The sequence below is a fragment of the Bacillus cereus group sp. MYBK108-1 genome (assembly GCF_051917185.1).
Lineage (GTDB): Bacteria > Bacillota > Bacilli > Bacillales > Bacillaceae_G > Bacillus_A > Bacillus_A cereus.
Genome location: NZ_JBQAHZ010000008.1, coordinates 103,130 through 122,306, shown reverse-complemented (window position 1 = coordinate 122,306; position 19,177 = coordinate 103,130). Strand labels below are relative to the sequence as shown.

Here is a 19,177-nt window from a genome sequence, read left to right as displayed (position 1 = left end):
TCCCCTCTTTCTTTACAAGAAGAGGATGAGTACTCTCATCCTCTCACTTTTACTATCTACTTTTCTGGTTTTTGTCCAATCCACTTCTCATATAATTTGTCATACTCCCCGCTTGCTTTCATGTCTTTAATTAAAGTATTAATCTCTTTCGTTAAATCATCTGCCCCTTTTTGCACTGCAATTCCATACGGTTCATCTGTGAAAATTTTTCCTACTACTTCATAATTAGAATCTTGTTTTGCCATTCCGTAAAGGATCGCATTATCTGTCGTTAACACATCACCTTTACCTGCCTTTAACGCTGTAAATGCCTCACTATAATTTTCAAACTCTAATACAGTCGCTTCTGGTGACTTTTGACGAATGTTATTTGTAGATGTTGATCCTTTTACAGCTAATACTTTAATGCCTTGTTTTATATCATCGACGCTCTTAATATTGCTTCCTTTTTTCACAAGTAACGATTGTCCTGCTTTAAAATATACATCTGAAAAATCCACTTCTTTTTTGCGTTCTTCCGTAATTGTCATTGTTGCAATAATTGCATCAATATCACCATTTTTCAGCATTGGAATGCGTGTTTTAGACGTTACTTCTTTCAGCTCTAGCTTCTTTTCATCTCCAAGAATCTTTTTCGCCAGTGCCTTCGCGACATCAACATCGAATCCTTCTACCTGCCCTGTTGAAGGATTTTTTAATCCAAATAAATTCGTATCATTCTTCACCCCAACTACTAATTTCCCTCGTTTCTTAATTTGCTCAACAGCCCCGCCTTGCTTCGTATTTGTTTCCTTTGCCTCATCTTTCTTACTTCCGCATCCAGCAACAACAAGCACGAATAAACATGAAAATACGATTAAAGTAAATAACTTTTTCATTTTAAGCATGAAATTCCTCCTCTAATGATTTAGCACCCGACTTAAAAATAAACGAGCTCTTTCTTGTTCAGGGTTTGCAAAAAAGTGCGCTGGTGTTGTATCTTCAATAATTTGACCATCATCCATAAATAAAATCCGATCTGCTACTTCTCGCGCAAATCCCATTTCATGCGTGACAACGACCATTGTCATCCCTTCTTTAGCCAGTGCTTTCATAACATCAAGTACCTCTCCAATCATCTCTGGATCAAGAGCAGACGTAGGCTCATCGAATAGCATAATTTCCGGCTGCATTGCAAGTCCTCTAGCAATTGCCACCCGTTGCTGTTGTCCTCCGGATAATTGATGTGGATATACGTTAGCCTTCTCCGGGATTCCTACTTTCTCTAAATAAAACATTGCTGTTTTCTCTGCTTCTTCTTTGGAAACTTTATTTACTTTAATCGGTGCTAATGTAATATTTTGAAGAACCGTTTTATGTGGATATAAATAAAAATGTTGAAAGACCATCCCAATATTTCGCCGCAATTCATTCATGTCCGTTTTTTTATTGTGTACCTCTGTATTTTGTACAATTAATTCTCCATCTGTAATTGCCTCTAATTGATTTATACATCGAAGCAATGTACTTTTTCCTGATCCTGAAGGCCCGACAACTACCACCACTTCGCCTTTTTTCACTTGCATATTAATATTTTTCAAAACTTGAAAGCTACCATAATATTTATTTACATTACGAAATTCTATCAACATACTCCCCCTTCCCCTAACAATGCATGTACATTCTTTTTATATTCAAAAATAGGCAAAAAAATAACTTCCAGCCTCATTTTGTCCATAAAAAAAAGCAAAGGCATTTTCCCTTTGCTTTTTCATTTCTATTCTATTAAGTTAAGATACTTCTTCTTTCTTATCTTTCCCGTATTCATGCTCCCAAAAATCAGCATTTTTAATTCCTAATGGCCCTGGATCGAATACTGGATCTTTTCCTTCTTTTTTCTGTTTTTCATAATCCTTTAATGCGACTAATGCAGGTTTTTGTAACAATAAAATCGCAATGATATTTACCCATGCCATAATTCCTACCCCAATGTCGCCTAAAGCCCAAGCCGTTGCTGCTGTTTTTATACAGCCGTAGAATACAGCTCCTAAAAATACAAACTTTAGTACCATGGACATCCAAGGGCGATCTTTATCACGATTTAAGTACGCGATATTCGTTTCTGCAATGTAGTAATACGCCATAATTGTTGTAAACGCGAAGAATAATAACGAGATTGCAACGAAACCGTTTCCAAATCCAGGGAAAACAGATTCTACCGCCGCCTGTGTATATCCTGGTCCTGGCTGAGCGCCGTTTAGTTTATTAACGATAAAGTTTTTTCCGCTTGCATCAAATACGTTATACATGCCTGTAATAATCATCATAAATGCTGTTGCTGAACAAACAAATAATGTATCAATGTAAACGGAAAATGCTTGTACTAAACCTTGCTTAGCTGGATGTGATACTTCGGCTGCAGCTGCTGCGTGTGGTCCAGTCCCTTGTCCTGCTTCATTGGAATAAATACCACGTTTTACCCCCCAAGAGATTGCTAAACCGATAATACCACCGAAAGCAGCTTCTAATGCAAATGCACTTCTTATAATTAACATAAATGCTTCTGGCAATTTTTCAATATTCATAGCAACAATGACGCAAGCTACTAAAATATAGCCTATTGCCATAAACGGTACGACAACTTGCGCTACGTTAACAATTCGCTTTACTCCACCGAAAATGATAAGAGCTAATACGACAACTAATATAGCCCCTGATACGGTAGTATTAATACCAAAAGCAGTTTCTAAACTTACAGCAATACTATTTGCTTGTACACCTGGTAGTAAAAGTCCTGTTGCAAGAATTGTCGCTGCAACGAATACTAAAGCATACCATTTCACACCTAAACCTTTTTCAATGTAATAAGCAGGTCCACCACGAAACTGCCCTTGATGTTTCGTCTTATATATTTGCGCGAGTGTTGATTCTACATAAGCTGATCCTGCTCCTAAAAAGGCTACTGCCCACATCCAAAATACAGCTCCTGGTCCACCGAATGCAACCGCTGTTGCTACCCCAGCGATATTCCCTGTTCCAACACGTCCTGATAACGAAAGTGCTAACGCTTGGAATGAAGAAACACCAGCTTCTGATTTTTCTCCTTGAAATGTCAGCTTCACCATTTCTCCTACATGTCTTACTTGTAAAAACTTCGTTCGAATAGAAAAATATAAACCTACTCCTAAACATAAATAAACAAGTGCTGGACTCCAAACAATATTATTTAACCAATTTACGAAAGCTTCCAACATTCCCCCTCCTCTTTTATAAAGAATATTCAGAATATATATAAAATTATAAGTGTATACCGAATCTAGGACAATATTATTTTAATAAAGTAAACATATTTTTGTATAAAAAAACAAAGTATATATTTGTTTTATATACTTTGTTTTGAACTAAATGTATTATATATTCACAATTGCTTCTCTTTTTATAATTCTTTCGTATAGCTCTTCTGATAATTTCAAGAAGTTATCTGGCATATCTTTCCCTTTAAATTTCTTTTGGAGCGTGCCGTATAGACCTATGTCACGCAAACGTAAAAATAGTGGTAATGATTCATACCAGCTATCCGCCAGTCTGTGCTCATACTCATAGCCTTTCCGTAACACTTGTAACTGTTTACGAGCAAAGTCTGTCTTCTCTTCCGCTGTCCACGTTGTAAATAGAACAGAGTAATAAAGAACCATTGCTAAATCGTGTATAAAGTAATTATAAGCCGCATCATCAAAATCAAAGATTGTTAGCTCTTTTCCATCATAATGAAAATTACCTGGATGAATATCACCATGCATAAGGCCGAATGTTTCTCTTTCAATTGGAAGAGCCTTTATCTCATCCATTAATACCGCAGCAATCTTTTTCACTTGATTATCCTCTAATTCATTAACAATCCCACTCTCATCTTCTTCCCACATATCACGATGATCCGTTTTAGGATAGTTCATTGTTAGACGATGCAGTTGTCCAATCGCTTTTCCCCATGCTTCAAAGTAAGCCTCTCCCCAATATGGTGATTCCTCTCCTTTTACTTGCTCACCTTTTGCATATATAAATAAAGAAGCGAAAAAGAAAGTCCCATCCTCTGCTACGATTTCTTCTACGAGATTTCGAGACGTTGAATAAAGAGGTCCTGCTACCTTTGCCCCATTCTCCGCAACATATCGTAAAAAATCTAGTTCAGCCTCTACCTCTTGTTTAGAACGATGAGAAGAATGTGTTAAACGTAATACATAATCTTCATCATTATCACCCTTCGCCTTAAAAATATAATTCTCAAAATCTCCAAGTGGCTTTTCTTCTACTGTTACATGAAACAAATTCGCTGCTCTTTTTAAAATCTCTTTCGTAAAAACACGTTCTACAGCTATTTCCATATATATCCCTCCTATATATCTTCTTAATTCGACACAAATGTTAGAAGTACTGCTATGAAATTGAATAATGCGTGGGCAATCATAGCTGATAAAATAGAATTTGTTTTCTCATATAACCATGCAAATACTACCCCACTCAAAAAATTCACCAGTAATGTGTTATATGTAGGGATATGGACAACGGTAAATATTATGGAACTAATAAACATACCGCCCCACATGCCATATCTATCACGAAAAAATGTATAAAAAACACCTCGATATAAAATCTCTTCATAGATTGGTGATATAATTGCTGCTCCAATTACCACGATACAGAATGAATAGATTGATTTATCATTTTGGACCGTCTCCGTCTTACTATTTTCAAAGGAAATACCCATTTTCTCCATTATCACTAATACAGCAATACTAGCTACAATTAAGAAAATAACCGCTCCAACTGTCCATAAAAGATCTTTCCATGAAAGCTTCCGAATTCCAATATCTTTCCACGAGAGTTTATATCTTTTGATACAAAAAAGATAAACTACAGTAGTAAATATCACTGCCATTATAAAGCCCATTAATACTCCAGCATATAGTGAGTTACCTATTATTTCTAAAATATATTTATAAAAAAGAGATTCAACAGTTACTGGAACAATAACAAATACAAACATAAATAAATATAAAATTTCTTTCCATCCCCACATATCCCTCAAAGTCATTTATATCATCCCCTATACCCTATTTTCTATAGTATAAAAGATGACGTAACGTAACTTTCAAGCTACTTTGTCAAAAATAATCCAAGCATAAATTTCTCACAAAAAGCAAAAATTAACAGAAGTAACTTTATCTAAAAGAGGTGGAAATTATGACAGAGAAAAAAGAACAACAAGAGAGTACGGGCCAAAAGCATATGTTTCCATCACTTCCGGAAAATATTAATTACATTGAAAATAAGCTATGTCACTCAGATGATATAAAAAAATTAGATGTCCCATTTCAAAACGGAAAAGGAACAATCTTATATATCGAATCTTTAGCAGACCCAAATTTGATTCACCAATTAGCTCTTGAGCCTTTATTAACTCGGTCGGATTTGGCTTTAGATAAAGCTTTTGCCACATTAAATATGAAAAAAGAAACGAATTTAAATTATGGTGTGCAGCTTTTATTACAAGGTAAATCCTTATATTTTCATGAACACGTCGACAGTTTTTTTATTTTCGAAACAGCTTTATCTTTAAAGCGAGATATAGCAGAGCCTGATAATGAAGGGATTGTGCGCGGTCCACATACTGGTTTTGTAGAGGATCTAGCAACTAATTTAGCTTCCATTCGTAAGCTCATAAAAAGTCCAAATATCGTCGTTAAATATTTCACACTTGGTGAAGAAATGCATACGAAAGTGGCAATTGCTTATATGCAAAACATAGCGAATGACGATTTAGTTACAGAAGTAAAAAGAAGGTTAGAAACGATTAAGACAGATGCACTTATGCCTCCAGGATATATACAAGAATTTATAGAGGATACGTCTTTCTCACCATTTCCGCAGCAATTAAATACAGAGCGTCCAGATAGGACCGCTGCAAATTTAATGGAAGGACGAGTTGCTATTTTATCTGATGGAGATCCCACAGCGCTTATCGTTCCTGTTACGTTATTCGCTTTCTATCAATCACCAGATGATTATAATAACCGCTGGATTGTTGGATCTTTCGTCCGAATGATTCGCTTAGTGAGTTTCTTAATTGCTTTTCTCTTACCAGCTATATATATCGCAACCGTAGCCTTTCATCCTGATGTATTGCCGCTTGAACTTGTGTATACAATTAAAGCTTCATTAGAGAAAGTACCACTTCCTCCTATTTTTGAAGCTCTCTTAATGGAGCTAATTTTCGAGTTATTACGGGAAGCTGGTATTCGCTTGCCAAGCCGAGTTGGACAAACAATCGGTATTGTAGGTGGTTTAGTAATTGGTGATGCGATTGTAAAAGCTGGACTCGTTTCTTACACAATGATTATCGTTGTAGCTTTAACTGCCATCTCATCTTTTCTCGTTCCATCAAACGATATGAGTTCAGCAGTTCGAATTCTTCGTTTTCCATTAATGATTCTTGCTGCTATATTCGGATACGTCGGAATATCATTCGGTCTAATTATAACTTTCGTTCACCTATGTCAGCTTCATTCTTTTCATACACCATATCTTTCTCCTGTTGCACCAATGCGGATTAAAGATATGAAAGATTCTTTTGTAAGACTACCAATTTGGTCATTTTGGGAACGACCACATGATCCAAAACCGAAAAAAATGCAGCGCCAACATGTAACGAGAGAGGATGAGGACGGTGACAAACACGCAAAGTAAAATTTCGCTCGTTCAATTTACCTTTTTCGTTATTCAATGCCAAATTGGAGTGGGTATACTTTCCCTGCCTAACCGTCTTCACCCAATAGCAAAAGGTGGTGGATGGATTTCCGCGCTCATCGCCGGGCTTGCGATTCAGCTTATTATTTTACTAATGTGGCTTTTCTTAAAACGATTCCCTGATGCAGATATGTATGAAAGTGTTTGTATGCTATTTGGTAATAAGTTTGGAAAACTATTAGGCTTTGCTTATGTTTTTTATTTTACTCTTATCGGTATGACAGTTATGTTAAATGCTTGTAATGTCATTAAAGTGTGGGTTTTGCAAGCGACCCCTTGGTACGCAATTCTCTTACTATTTACGATAGCTTGCTGCTATATAGCCTATAATACATTTAAAGTCATCGTACGATTTTATGTCATGGCCTCTATCCTCATTATTCCAATGGCCCTTTTAATTGCCCTAGGGCTTTCCCGAGCTGATTTCTCTTATATTTTTCCAATTACAGAAGCCGGCTGGTGGAATATAATTCAAGCATCCAAGGAAACAATTACAGCCATGTATGGTTTTGAAATCATTCTTATCGCTTTCCCAAAAGTAAACGGGAGTTCTGTGGCAAAACTGAAGGCAATTTCTATCGCTAATGGATTTGTAACACTTTTTTATACTTTTACTGTTTGGATTTGCTTTATCGTATTTAGTCCAAAACAAATTGAGCTTATTCCAGAACCAGTTGCTTACTTATTACGTTCCTTACATATTGGGATTATAGACCGGACGGATTTACTATTCATACCAATATGGATGATAACAGTTGCAGCTTCTATTGCTAGTTATTATTGCGCTGCTTCAATCGGAGTGGGACATATATTCAATCTTGCTAATCATAAAAAAGCTGTTCCAATCATTGGTATTATTGCTTTTAGTGTAGCCTTATTTATAGATACACCTGAAGAATTAAAAGTAATCTCAACTTTCACTGATAAGTTCACGTATATTTTTATTGTTGTCCTCCCTCTTTTATTTCTACTTTATTCTGTGATACGAAATAAGAAAGGAGAACAGTATGTTCACAAGAAAAGTTAAATTACTTTCTATATTATGTGCTAGTTCCGTCCTTTCTGGCTGTTGGGATCAAGAACCATTAAGGGAAGCAAGGTTAGCTTATAGTATTGGATCTGATATTACGGAAGAGAATAAACTCCAGCAAACAATCGAGCTCGTAAAAAGTTCAAGCGGAGAGCAATCTTCATTCGAAAATGAAATACATTCAGCAACGGGGCATAACATAAGGGATACAAGCGATGCCCTAAAAAAAAATGTGACTGGGAATATTCGTTATTTTAAATATGGTGTTCAATTACTAGGAACCAAAATTCTAAAAAAAGGTATATTACCTTATTTAGATGTCAGCTTTCGGGACCCAACAAACCCAACTGCTTTAGTAAAACTTATTGCAGTAGATGGTGAAACATCCGAGATACTAGAAAAAAAGAAAGTAGGAAATTTACTAATTGGAGATTTTCTAAAGAAAAAAGTGAAAAGTTTAGAAGATATGAGTGTGTTTCCAAAAGAAACTTTAGAAACAGCTGCTACAAAAATGTTAGATCCCGGTAAAGACTTTACCCTCCCTTCTATAAAAATAAAAGGAAAAGAAGTGATTACAAACGGTCTAGCTTTATTTAATAATGATAAATTAACTGGGCATTTACCTTTGAAACAATCTGTTTTATTCGTATTATTAACTGGAAAAATGGGAACAAGTGCCCGTATAACCCAAAAGCTTACTAGCGATGAATCAGAGAAAACATCTGATTATTTAACAATGGAAATTAGCAATCGAAAGTTAAAACGCGACTTAAAAATAACAACAGATAAAAAAGGAAATGTTTATGCTCACATTAAGCTCCAACTAAAAGTTATAGCGCTTGAAGCTCCGAGAGATAATCTTTACAAAATGGATGAAAGAAAAAAACTAAATAAAGAATTGTCTACACAACTTACGAAAGAAGCTAAAAAGATAACGAAAAAGTTACAAAAAGCAAACTGTGATGCTTTCGGTATCGGCAGACACCTTATCGCCTATCACCCTGACTTATGGAAGAAGAAAAATTGGAATAAAGATTATGCAAAAGTAAAATTCAAACCTGAGGTAGAGGTAAACATTTTGTACAGTGGTGTCCTAAAATAAAAGGTTGTATGCCCATGCGGCATACAACCTTTTATTTCGTATATCGATACACAATTGATTCATATGGTCTTAAGCTAAGTTTTGTAACATCCTTGCTAGCATCTTTATAATTCGACAGTAGTATTTCTTGTTTCATTCCATCTAATTGAACGTGCGCTGGTACAGAGTACGTTATTTCTTCTCCATAGAAGTTATTTATAACAAGCAGCACTTCACTTTCTGTAGTACGAGTATATGCCCAAATCTTAGGATCATTTTTATCCAAAATAGCATATTCTCCTTCTGTAATTACATCATACGTTTTCCTAAGTTCTATTAACTTTTTATAATGATAAAATACGGACTCTTTATCTTCTAATGCCTTCTCTACGTTTATTTCTTTAAAGTTTTCAGCCGCTGAAATCCAAGGTGTACTTGTTGTAAAACCACTGTTCATCTCTTCATTCCACTGCATCGGAGTGCGAGAGTTGTCACGAGATTTTTGCTTTAAAATCCCGATAATCTCTTCTTTTGATAGCCCTTCTTTTAGCTTTATATCGTATATATTTAACGATTCCACATCACGATATTGCTCGATGGACTCAAATTTAGGATTCGTCATACCGATTTCTTCCCCTTGATAAATATAAGGCGTTCCTTGCAGCATGTGCATGGCTGTCGCTAACATTTTTGCAGATTCGTTTCGGTACTTTCCATCATCACCAAAGCGTGACACGATGCGAGGCTGGTCATGATTACACCAAAATAACGCATTCCATCCTCCGCCCTTTTGCATTTCAATTTGCCAGCTAGACATAATCTCTTTTAATTTAATAAAATCAAACTCTGCTTTCGTCCACTTATCACCATTCGGATAATCTACTTTTAAATGATGGAAACTAAACGTCATGCTTAATTCATTACGCTCAGGATTAGAATATTTAATACAATTATCAATTGTCGTAGATGACATTTCTCCAACTGTAATTACATCTTTTCCTGCAAAAACATTTCGGTTCATCTCTTGTAAATATTCATGAACACGCGGACCATCTGTATAATACTTGCGTCCATCACTTGTCGCAGTACTACCTTCATCGTTTAAGAAACATTGGTCTTTTGAAATTAAGTTAATGACATCTAATCGGAATCCTGTTACTCCTTTATCCAGCCAAAAACGCATCATATCATATACTTCTTCACGAAGTTTTTCATTTTCCCAATTTAAATCAGCTTGTGTTTCATCAAATAAATGTAAATAATATTGCTCCGTCTTCTCATCATATTTCCAAGCAGATCCACCAAACTTAGACTGCCAATTATTTTTTTCATCACGCCAAATATAGTAATTACGATATGGACTATTTTTATCTTCCTTCGCTTCTTTAAACCACTTATGTTCAGTCGAACTATGATTTACAACAATATCAAGCATAATCTTAATGTTACGTACTTTCGCTTCTGCTAAAAGTTCTTCAAACTCTTCCATCGTTCCGTAAGATGGATCAATGCTGTAGTAATCACTTACATCATATCCATTATCATTTTGTGGTGATTGGTATATCGGTGTTAACCATATATAATCCACTCCGAGTTCTTTTAAATAATCTAGTTTCTCTGTAACACCTTTTATATCCCCGGTTTCTCTATTGTAATAACTATTAAAGCTCTTCGGATAAATTTGATAGACTACACTTTTATGCCAATCCTTCATGTTTAACTTCCTCCTACTTCTGTTTGACTCTTTTTGCAAATAACCATGTTAAAGTAAACGGGATTACAACTGCAATAATCATTCCTACAATAAATATTGGAATCGATTTCGGAATGATAGAAATAAATGCTGGCAATCCGCCAATTCCGATAGCAGGCGCTAATACACCATTTAATGTAATGAATATCGCTGCCACAGCAGATCCTATAATCGCTGCATAGAACGGGAACTTATTTCGTAAATTCACCCCAAACATCGCTGGTTCTGTAATACCGAAGTATGCTGAAATGGCTGATGTTGATGCCATACTTTTATCATTTTGATTTTTAGAAATCCAGAACATCGCAAGTGCCGCACTACCTTGCGCAATGTTAGAAAGAGCGATCATCGGCCAAATAAATGTCCCGCCATGTTGTGCAATCAATTGTAAATCAATTGCAATAAACATATGATGCATACCTGTAATTACAAGCGGTGCATATAACGCTCCAAATAATACTGCTCCAACTACTGGTACTGTTTCATATACACCTACTAATCCTACTGTTAATAAATCTCCAATATGACGTGTAACCGGACCGATAATTCCTAGTGCTAACACACCTGTCACAACGATTGTTGTAATTGGTACAACTAATAATTGAATTGCATTTGGTACATGTTTCTTTAAGAAAATTTCCACTTTACTTAATACAAATGCTGCTACTAAAACAGGTAAAATTTGTCCTTGATATCCTACCTTCTCAATTTGGAATAGTCCTAAAATATTGAAGTACTCAATCTTTTGACCCTCTAAACCAGTCGCTGCTTTTCCGTAGTCCCAAGCGTTTAATAAGGCCGGGTGCACAAGCATTAATCCCATAACAATCCCTAGTATTGGACTACCACCAAAACGCTTCGTTGCTGACCAACCGACAAGTGCTGGTAAGAATACGAATGCTGTATTGGCCATCATATTAATTAAATCCCAAAGCCCGCCTAAGTTCGGATAAACATCTAATAAATTTTTCCCATCAAAAAATAAGTCCTTTGCGCCTAATAGATTGTTAATACCCATTAGTAAACCAGCTGTTACGATCGCTGGTAATATCGGCATAAATACATCCGAAAATATTTTCACAAACTTTTGAGCTGGATTTAACTTCTGATTTCCAGAGTCTTTTACGTCCGCTACAGTCGATTCTTTCATACCTGCAAGCGTTATCAATTCAGCGTAAACACGATCTACATCCCCTGGACCAATTACAACTTGAAATATACCAGCGTTATGAAACGCTCCTTTCACTAATGAAACAGACTGTAATTTATCATTATCTATTTTACTTTCATCTTTTAAAGCGATACGGAGCCTCGTCACACAATGTGCAGCTTGTTCAATATTGTCTTTCCCACCAATATACTGCAACACTTCCTCTGCTGTTTTACGATAGTCTTTCCCCATATTCCCGTCCCTCTTTTCTTTTTTTGATACCGTTTACAATTACATATTAACTCGTATATATAAGTTAGTCAACACTCGTATATACGAGTTTGTGTTTTTTTTATAAAAAAAAGAGATGAAACAATATTTTGTTCCACCTCTTTACTTCCTGCGTGCCACATCCGAAAAGTGAAAAATATCTAAACGGTGGCGTGATTCTGTATATTCAAACTGACTTCCATCATACAAATGTGTAAAGTTTTTCACAACGACAACATAGTCTGTTCCATTTAAATCTAAATACTTTCTGTCATCCTCTGTACATGGCTGTACTTCTATTACCCTCTGCGAATAACTAATATGTAGCCCAAGCTCTTTCTCGATGTATTTATAAATCGATGCAGTTGCAATTTCTTTCGTTAATCCTGGAATAAACTCAGATACAAAATGATTTATATCTAAAATTACTTTTTCTCCATCAATATTTCGTACACGTTTAATATGGTCAATCTCTGTTTTTTCTTTTACATTTAATAATTTCGCAATGTCTTTTGTGGCTTTTTCTTTGTCCATTTCCACAACTTCCGTAATACAATGACGTCCTAAACGTTCATTTTCTTCTTGGAAACTTACAATACCGCCAAAATTAAATTCAATATTTTTTCGCTTTAAAACAAAAACACCTTTTCCATGAATTTTTTGCACATATCCACGCTCTTGCAGTAAATCTACAGCTTTTCTTACCGTGCCTCGGCTTGCCTCATACTGCTTCATTAATTCTGTTTCTGATGGGATTTTGCATCCCTCTTTTAATTGTTTATTATCAATAGATTTACTGATTTCTGTATAAATTTGTTCATACTTACTCATCATCTACAATAGCCCCTTGTCACCTTCTAATTCTATATGTATTATAACATGCTTCACTCTTCTGCCAATCTCTCACTTATTTTCCAGTACAAGAAAAATATAGGTAAATATTTAATCTTTAAAACGTATTTTTATAAAAATTTTTATATTTTTCTTTTCATTCAAAAAAACATGTAGTATACTAACTTCAAAATCAGAGGAGAAAGGGAGCAAAGAACTATGCTTACTTATACAACAACTGTAGTTACATTTGCACAAAAACATCATCATCATACGTAACCCTTGAAACCTAGCGGAAAAATTACGCGTAGGTACAAGGGTTATTCCCGTTGTACCTACGCTTTGGCGAAAGAGCCATGTAGGTATTTTTTTATCTACATGGCTCTTTTTTATTGTCAAAAAGCTAGTAAAAAATGATGTTTAAGCAAAACTTACTACAAAGGAGTTAACAAAAATGGAAACGAAAAAATGGGGATTATGGGTTTTAACAGCATTTGTTATCGGGAATATGGTTGGCGGTGGCGTATTTATGCTTCCAGCAAATTTAGCACAAGTATCAGGGCCAATGGGTTCTACACTCGCATGGAGTATTACAGGCCTTGGCGTATTTATGATTGCACTTGTATTTGGAAATTTAGCGGTTCGGAAACCAGAATTAAAAGCTGGACCACAAAGCTATGCTCAAGCGATGTTTCCTTCAAAAAAAGCTGGTAAAGTTGCAGGATATAGTATGGCATGGGGATATTGGGCTGCTAACTGGGCTGCAACAGCATCTGTTATTATTTCCTTTGCTGGATATTTATCAACATTCTTTCCAGTTTTACAAAGTAAGCAAATTCTTTTTTCAATAAATGGATTTTCACTGGAACTCGGAAAAGGATTAACTTTCCTCGTATGTAGCCTTATGCTGTGGGGAATTCAATATATTCTTTCTCAAAATATTGATCGAGCTGGAAACATGAATCTACTTGCTACCATTGCAAAAATTATTGGATTTACAATGTTTATTGTAATTACATTATTCATTTTTAACGCCTCTAATTTCGGAGACGGTCAAACCTTTATGAATGAAGCAGGACAATCAATCTCATTAGGTGGACAAATCAATTCAGCTGCTATTGCAACACTCTGGGCATTTATCGGTATTGAATCAGCAGTTATGCTTTCTAATCGTGCAAAATCACAGCGCGATGTAAAAAAAGCTACGATTTTCGGATTAATTATCGCTCTTCTTATTTACATGTCAATTACTTTACTTACAATGGGAGCTCTTCCGCAAGATGCTTTAAAAGAGTCTCAAAAACCATTAGTAGACGCATTAAATTTAGCAATTGGAAATAAAGGTGCATATATAATGGCTTTACTCGCTCTTATATCTTTATTTGGATCTACAGTTGGCTGGATTGTTGTTAGTTCAGAGGTACCTTACCAGGCAGCAAAAAATGGACTTTTCCCTAAGTTTTTCGGGAAAACAAATAAAAAAGGTAGTCCTTCAAAATCATTATTGATTACAAATGTAATGACGCAAATTTTCTTATTTTCAACGATTTCTGGTACTGTTTCAGAAGCGTATAGTTTCGCTATCGTCGTAGCAACATTAGCCTATTTAATTCCATACCTTGTTTCTACCTTGTACCAATTAAAATTAGTTATTACAGGAGAAACGTATGATATACTGCCAGGATCTCGAGTAAAAGATGGAATCATTACTACATTAGCGTTGATATACTCCATTTGGGTTATCAAAACGGGAACTGCTGATTTAAAAACATTCTTCTTAGGAATTGGATTGTTCGTATTAGGTCTTATTCTTTATCCAGTACTAATGAAAGACTCACAAAAAACGGATTAAATAAAGAGAAGCTGCTGGCTTCTCTTTTTTATTAAAAATCTGTAATTAACTTTTCTTTTAGCTCTCCTACAGATAAAGGTTTCGCATAATAAAATCCCTGTACATAATCACAGCTCATTGATTGTAACAAACTCTCTTGCTCTACTGTTTCTACTCCTTCAGCAACTACTGCTAAATTTAAACTATGAGCAATTTCAATAACGGATTTTACAATCGTTCGTTCTGGTTGTGCGTGATCATAATGAAATTCACGAATAAAATTACGATCAATTTTTACAATATCCAGTGGTAGTTGTTTTAAATAATATAAGGAAGAATAGCCAGTTCCGAAATCATCCAAAGCAATTAAAACACCCATATTTCTTAATTCTTGTAATGTAGCAATAATATAATCAAAATGGCGGACTGCAATACTTTCCGTTATTTCTAATATTAAACGGTTCGGAGGAAAACCAGTTCTCTTTAAAATGCTACGTACTGATAAAATAAAACGTTTCTGCATTAATTGTTGTATGGATAAATTCACAGATAACTTTAGTCCTTCTTGATAATTCGGCAATGTTTTAAACAAGCGACATGATTTTTCTAATACCCAGTCTCCTAGTTTTATAATAAGTCCAGACTCTTCAGCTACAGGGATAAATTCGCTTGGTGAAATAGGTCCGTCTTCTGTCATACAACGTACTAGAGCTTCTATACCAGAATATCTCTTCGTTTTCAAATCAATAATAGGCTGCAATGCTACATCTAACTCTTCATCACGAATTGCCTTTTGCAAAGCAAACTCAACTTTCATTCTACGATTTATTTTCGCGCGTAGCTCATCTGTAAAGAAACACGCAGCGTTTCTCCCCTGTTCTTTTGCACTATACATAGCTAAGTCAGAGTTTTTCAATAACGTTTCCACATCTTGTCCGTCTTGTGGATAAGAACAAAGTCCTAGACTAGCTGAAATGTATACTTCATGGCCTTCCAGCATAAATGGTGCCTGAAAACATGACAACACAGATGTCGCTAACTGACTCATATCATCTTGTCTATGATTTTTTGTTAACAGCACAAATTCGTCGCCACCTAGCCTAGCCAGAACATCTTTCTCTCCTAGTACATAATGCAACCTTGAAGCAACTTCACTTAAAAGTAAATCCCCTATCATATGACCTAATGTATCATTTACTAATTTAAAACGGTCCAAATCAAAGTAAATCATACCAAATTCTTTTTTATCTGCAATCAATTCGTTAACGGTCGTTATTAATTGTAAACGGTTAGGCAAACTCGTTAAAGCATCATGATAGGCAAGTTCCCTATAACGACTTTCACTTAGCCGCAATCTATGTTCCGCTTCTTTTCTACTACTAATATCATTTCGAATTGCGATAAACTGGTATGGCTCTCCTTTTTCATTTAAAAATGGAACAATTGTTGTTTTGACCCAATAATATGTACCATCTTTTGCTCGATTCCGAATCTCACCTGTCCATACTTTCCCATTCAAAATACGCTTCCATAAGTCTTGAAAAAAGGTTTTTGGATGATGTCCTGAATTTAAAATACGGTGATCTTTTCCAATTAATTCTTCTCTTTTGTATTTAGAGATTTCACAAAATTTATCATTTACATATGTAATAAGACCTTTTCGATCTGTAATTGCAACAATTGAAGACTCATCTAATGCTAACTTTAAATCTCGCAATGAAGAGTCATATAATGCATGACCTCTCTGTTCTAGCATGCGCATCTCTCCTTGCTTCTATCTGACTAAAACACAACCTGTTTCTCTTCATAGAAATAGAGATATTTCATTTTCTAATACTAGCCCATTACATAAATTATCTTTTTGAATAGACCGATTAAAATAACATAATATTATTTGTAATAAAAAGCAATATTATACCGTTCTAATTATAAATAGTAGCTTCTCATCTCCCTAATTATTTCGTACCTTATTATACTGCAATCCCTTTAAGTGGCTCTATGCAAGCCTTGTTTCCAACTAATACCACTCACATCTGATCTCTTTGTTTTTAATAACGAAATAGAAATTAGAACATACTACATAACTATTCACGAATAATAATATAAAACTCTACATCAATGTATATGTTTTTGAATTACAATAACAAAATATTAACATATTTTCACCTTAATTTTGGAAGTATTTTATAAATAAATACCGTATTAAACTAAAAAAGAGGATAGCCTCTTTTTTAGTTTAATACGAATATGGTATTTGCTGATAACCTGGGTATGGCATTGGATACGTTACAGGGTATGGCGACGGATAAGCTACTGGATATGGAGCCGGATAATACCCTCCACTTGTTGCACCTGTTAATGCACCAGCTGTTAGTCCGCCTAACACTCCTCCTGCAAAGCTTCCAGGGAAAAATCCGCCTCCCCATGAACTACCACCACCCCAGCCCCATCCGCCTCCGTGATGATGATGGTGATCATAGTGATTGTGTCCTCCATGGTGATGATGTCCACCGTTATGATTGTGCCCACCATGATTGTGTCCTCCATGATGATTTCGATAATACAATCCATTATTTTCTATATAATTCATGTTTCTCCGCTCCTTTTCGATTTTTTCATTTTCATATGCGTTAAGAGTGGGATAAAAAATGGGATAGTACACTGTATGTAGGACAAATGCGGAAAGTATAGGTGAAATGTCTATATTTTGTAAAAAAAGCAAAACACCTTATAATAAAGATGTCATATTACATCTTCTATTTAAGAAGTCTATATTGAAAAAAGATTAGGGGAATTATATAGAAATGAAGAAGCCTATCGTTCAATTACTATTAATATTTACAATTGTATCTATCGTTCTGTTCCTATTAAATACATCGTATATCTCGTTATATACATTTGTCGGTGCTCTATGGTCCATCACAATCGTAGGAATTTCATTCGTTATTTTTATAGAAAATAGATCTCCACAAAGTACATTAGCATGGTTTTTAGTATTAGCACTTCTTCCTATTATAGGTGTGCTATTATACGCTATTTTCGGGCGCAGCCGCTGGAGAAGAAAAAAACATCTCCATCGTTCAGAAGAACAAAGAAAATTATTCCGTGAAATATTAGAAGGAAGAAGACTAGAGTTATTACTCACAGTCCCACTAAATGAACGTTCCATACATTTAACAGAAGTCATACAAAAATTTGGAGGCGGTCCTGCTGCAGATAAAACAACTACAAAACTTTTAACAAACGGAGATCAAACATTTTCAGAAATTTTGCGAGCTATAGAGCAAGCAAAACATCATATACATATTCAATACTACATTTATAAATCTGATGAAATTGGTACAAAAGTTCGAGATGCTTTAATACAAAAAGCAAAAGATGGTGTTATTGTACGCTTCCTTTATGATGGCCTTGGAAGTAATACGTTAAGACGACGATTTTTGCAACCTATGAAAGAAGCTGGGATTGAAATTGTAGAATTTGACCCTATTTTTTCAGCTTGGTTACTTGAAACTGTCAATTATCGTAACCATCGAAAAATTGTTATTGTAGATGGCGAAATTGGTTTTACCGGAGGACTCAATGTCGGTGATGAATATCTTGGCCGTTCCAAGAAATTTCCTGTTTGGCGTGATAGTCATTTAAAAATAGAAGGAAAAGCATTATATAAATTACAAGCAATCTTTCTAGAAGACTGGCTCTATGCCTCTAGTGGTTTAAATACTTATTCCTGGGATCAATTCATGAATAGACAATACTTCCCAGGTAAAGAGATTTCAAATGCAGAAGGTGCTGTTCAAATCGTAGCAAGCGGACCAAGCTCCGATGATAAAAGTATTCGTAATACATTATTAGCTGTTATGGGCTCTGCAAAAAAATCCATTTGGATCGCTACACCCTACTTTATTCCAGATCAAGAAACTTTAACATTATTACGCTTAAGTGCAATTGCCGGAATAGATGTACGGATTTTATATCCAGGTAAAAGTGATAGCATCATTAGTGATCAAGCATCTCAATCCTATTTCACTCCGCTTTTAAAAGCTGGTGCTTCTATTTACAGTTATAAAGATGGTTTTATGCATGCAAAAATTGTACTCGTTGATGATACAATTGCAACTATTGGAACAGCGAACATGGATGTACGTAGCTTTGAATTGAATTACGAAATTATTAGTGTACTTTATGAATCAAAAACAGTTCACGATATTAAACGTGATTTTGAAGAAGATTTTAAACATTCAACTGAAATTAAATGGAACTCTTTCCAAAAAAGAAGTATAAAAAAACGCATATTGGAGTCTTTCATGAGGCTCATTTCTCCTTTACTGTAGGCAATCAACTTCATCTTGATTGCTTTTTCTTTTCCCTTTATCCTCCTTCCTTTTCTTTGCATACCATATTAAAACAAGTTATCATAAGATGTATTACTTTATGAAAATAATGTT

Annotated in this window: 15 protein-coding genes; 5 read left to right on the top strand and 10 right to left on the bottom strand. The window is 35.1% G+C overall.

Annotated features, from left to right (window positions below):
- Positions 1-56: 56 nt before the first annotated feature.
- The 5 genes from glnH to ACTFSL_RS14010 form a co-directional block, all read right to left on the bottom strand.
- Positions 57-887 (bottom strand): glutamine ABC transporter substrate-binding protein GlnH, encoded by an 831-nt coding sequence (glnH, locus tag ACTFSL_RS14030; protein ID WP_059304149.1) that lies wholly within the window; start codon positions 885-887, stop codon positions 57-59.
- A gap of 12 nt (positions 888-899) precedes the next feature.
- Positions 900-1,631 (bottom strand): amino acid ABC transporter ATP-binding protein, encoded by a 732-nt coding sequence (locus ACTFSL_RS14025; protein ID WP_059304150.1) that lies wholly within the window; start codon positions 1,629-1,631, stop codon positions 900-902.
- A gap of 138 nt (positions 1,632-1,769) precedes the next feature.
- On the bottom strand, positions 1,770-3,230 hold the full coding sequence (locus ACTFSL_RS14020) for an alanine/glycine:cation symporter family protein (RefSeq protein ID WP_000387160.1): 1,461 nt from the start codon (positions 3,228-3,230) through the stop codon (positions 1,770-1,772).
- 159 nt (positions 3,231-3,389) lie between these two features.
- Entirely contained in the window at positions 3,390-4,361 is a 972-nt protein-coding gene (locus ACTFSL_RS14015; RefSeq protein ID WP_059304151.1) for a phosphotransferase enzyme family protein, read from the bottom strand.
- 23 nt (positions 4,362-4,384) lie between these two features.
- On the bottom strand, positions 4,385-5,071 hold the full coding sequence (locus ACTFSL_RS14010; protein ID WP_000175182.1) for a CPBP family intramembrane glutamic endopeptidase: 687 nt from the start codon (positions 5,069-5,071) through the stop codon (positions 4,385-4,387).
- A 149-nt stretch (positions 5,072-5,220) separates the two neighbouring features.
- On the opposite strand from ACTFSL_RS14010, the gene gerKA reads away from it, so the two are divergent.
- The 3 genes from gerKA to gerKC are packed head-to-tail and all read left to right on the top strand — an operon-like array spanning position 5,221 to position 8,915.
- On the top strand, positions 5,221-6,723 hold the full coding sequence (gene gerKA / locus ACTFSL_RS14005) for a spore germination protein GerKA (protein ID WP_000136669.1): 1,503 nt from the start codon (positions 5,221-5,223) through the stop codon (positions 6,721-6,723).
- The gene (locus ACTFSL_RS14000; protein WP_059304153.1) at positions 6,704-7,810 is read left to right on the top strand and encodes a GerAB/ArcD/ProY family transporter; all 1,107 of its coding nucleotides are present in this window, start codon (positions 6,704-6,706) and stop codon (positions 7,808-7,810) included. Before gerKA ends, ACTFSL_RS14000 begins: the two co-directional genes overlap by 20 nt.
- Complete coding sequence (gene gerKC, locus ACTFSL_RS13995; RefSeq protein WP_059304154.1) at positions 7,791-8,915, top strand: spore germination protein GerKC; 1,125 nt, start codon at positions 7,791-7,793, stop codon at positions 8,913-8,915. The genes ACTFSL_RS14000 and gerKC overlap by 20 nt, the downstream gene beginning before the upstream one ends.
- A 31-nt stretch (positions 8,916-8,946) precedes the next feature.
- On the opposite strand, the gene treC is transcribed toward gerKC, so the two are convergent.
- The 3 genes from treC to treR all read right to left on the bottom strand — a co-directional run bounded on the left by treC (position 8,947) and on the right by treR (position 12,901).
- The gene (treC, locus tag ACTFSL_RS13990; RefSeq protein ID WP_000656152.1) at positions 8,947-10,608 is read right to left on the bottom strand and encodes an alpha,alpha-phosphotrehalase; all 1,662 of its coding nucleotides are present in this window, start codon (positions 10,606-10,608) and stop codon (positions 8,947-8,949) included.
- 13 nt (positions 10,609-10,621) lie between these two features.
- The gene (gene treP, locus ACTFSL_RS13985; RefSeq protein ID WP_043936507.1) at positions 10,622-12,049 is read right to left on the bottom strand and encodes a PTS system trehalose-specific EIIBC component; all 1,428 of its coding nucleotides are present in this window, start codon (positions 12,047-12,049) and stop codon (positions 10,622-10,624) included.
- 141 nt (positions 12,050-12,190) lie between these two features.
- A complete protein-coding gene (gene treR / locus ACTFSL_RS13980; protein ID WP_000987240.1) occupies positions 12,191-12,901 on the bottom strand; it encodes a trehalose operon repressor in 711 nt (236 codons plus the stop codon).
- 451 nt (positions 12,902-13,352) lie between these two features.
- On the opposite strand from treR, the gene ACTFSL_RS13975 reads away from it, so the two are divergent.
- Positions 13,353-14,750 carry an amino acid permease gene (locus ACTFSL_RS13975; protein WP_000448469.1) on the top strand — a complete coding sequence of 466 codons (1,398 nt, stop codon included), beginning with the start codon at positions 13,353-13,355 and terminating at the stop codon, positions 14,748-14,750.
- 31 nt (positions 14,751-14,781) lie between these two features.
- Here ACTFSL_RS13975 and ACTFSL_RS13970 read toward each other — a convergent pair whose 3' ends face one another.
- The gene (locus ACTFSL_RS13970) at positions 14,782-16,485 is read right to left on the bottom strand and encodes a putative bifunctional diguanylate cyclase/phosphodiesterase (RefSeq protein ID WP_000893345.1); all 1,704 of its coding nucleotides are present in this window, start codon (positions 16,483-16,485) and stop codon (positions 14,782-14,784) included.
- 480 nt (positions 16,486-16,965) lie between these two features.
- Entirely contained in the window at positions 16,966-17,319 is a 354-nt protein-coding gene (locus ACTFSL_RS13965) for a hypothetical protein (RefSeq protein WP_001106379.1), read from the bottom strand.
- A 214-nt stretch (positions 17,320-17,533) separates the two neighbouring features.
- Here ACTFSL_RS13965 and ACTFSL_RS13960 point away from each other — a divergent pair, with 214 nt between their 5' ends.
- Positions 17,534-19,063 carry a cardiolipin synthase gene (locus ACTFSL_RS13960; protein ID WP_000743030.1) on the top strand — a complete coding sequence of 510 codons (1,530 nt, stop codon included), beginning with the start codon at positions 17,534-17,536 and terminating at the stop codon, positions 19,061-19,063.
- Positions 19,064-19,177: the final 114 nt, after the last annotated feature.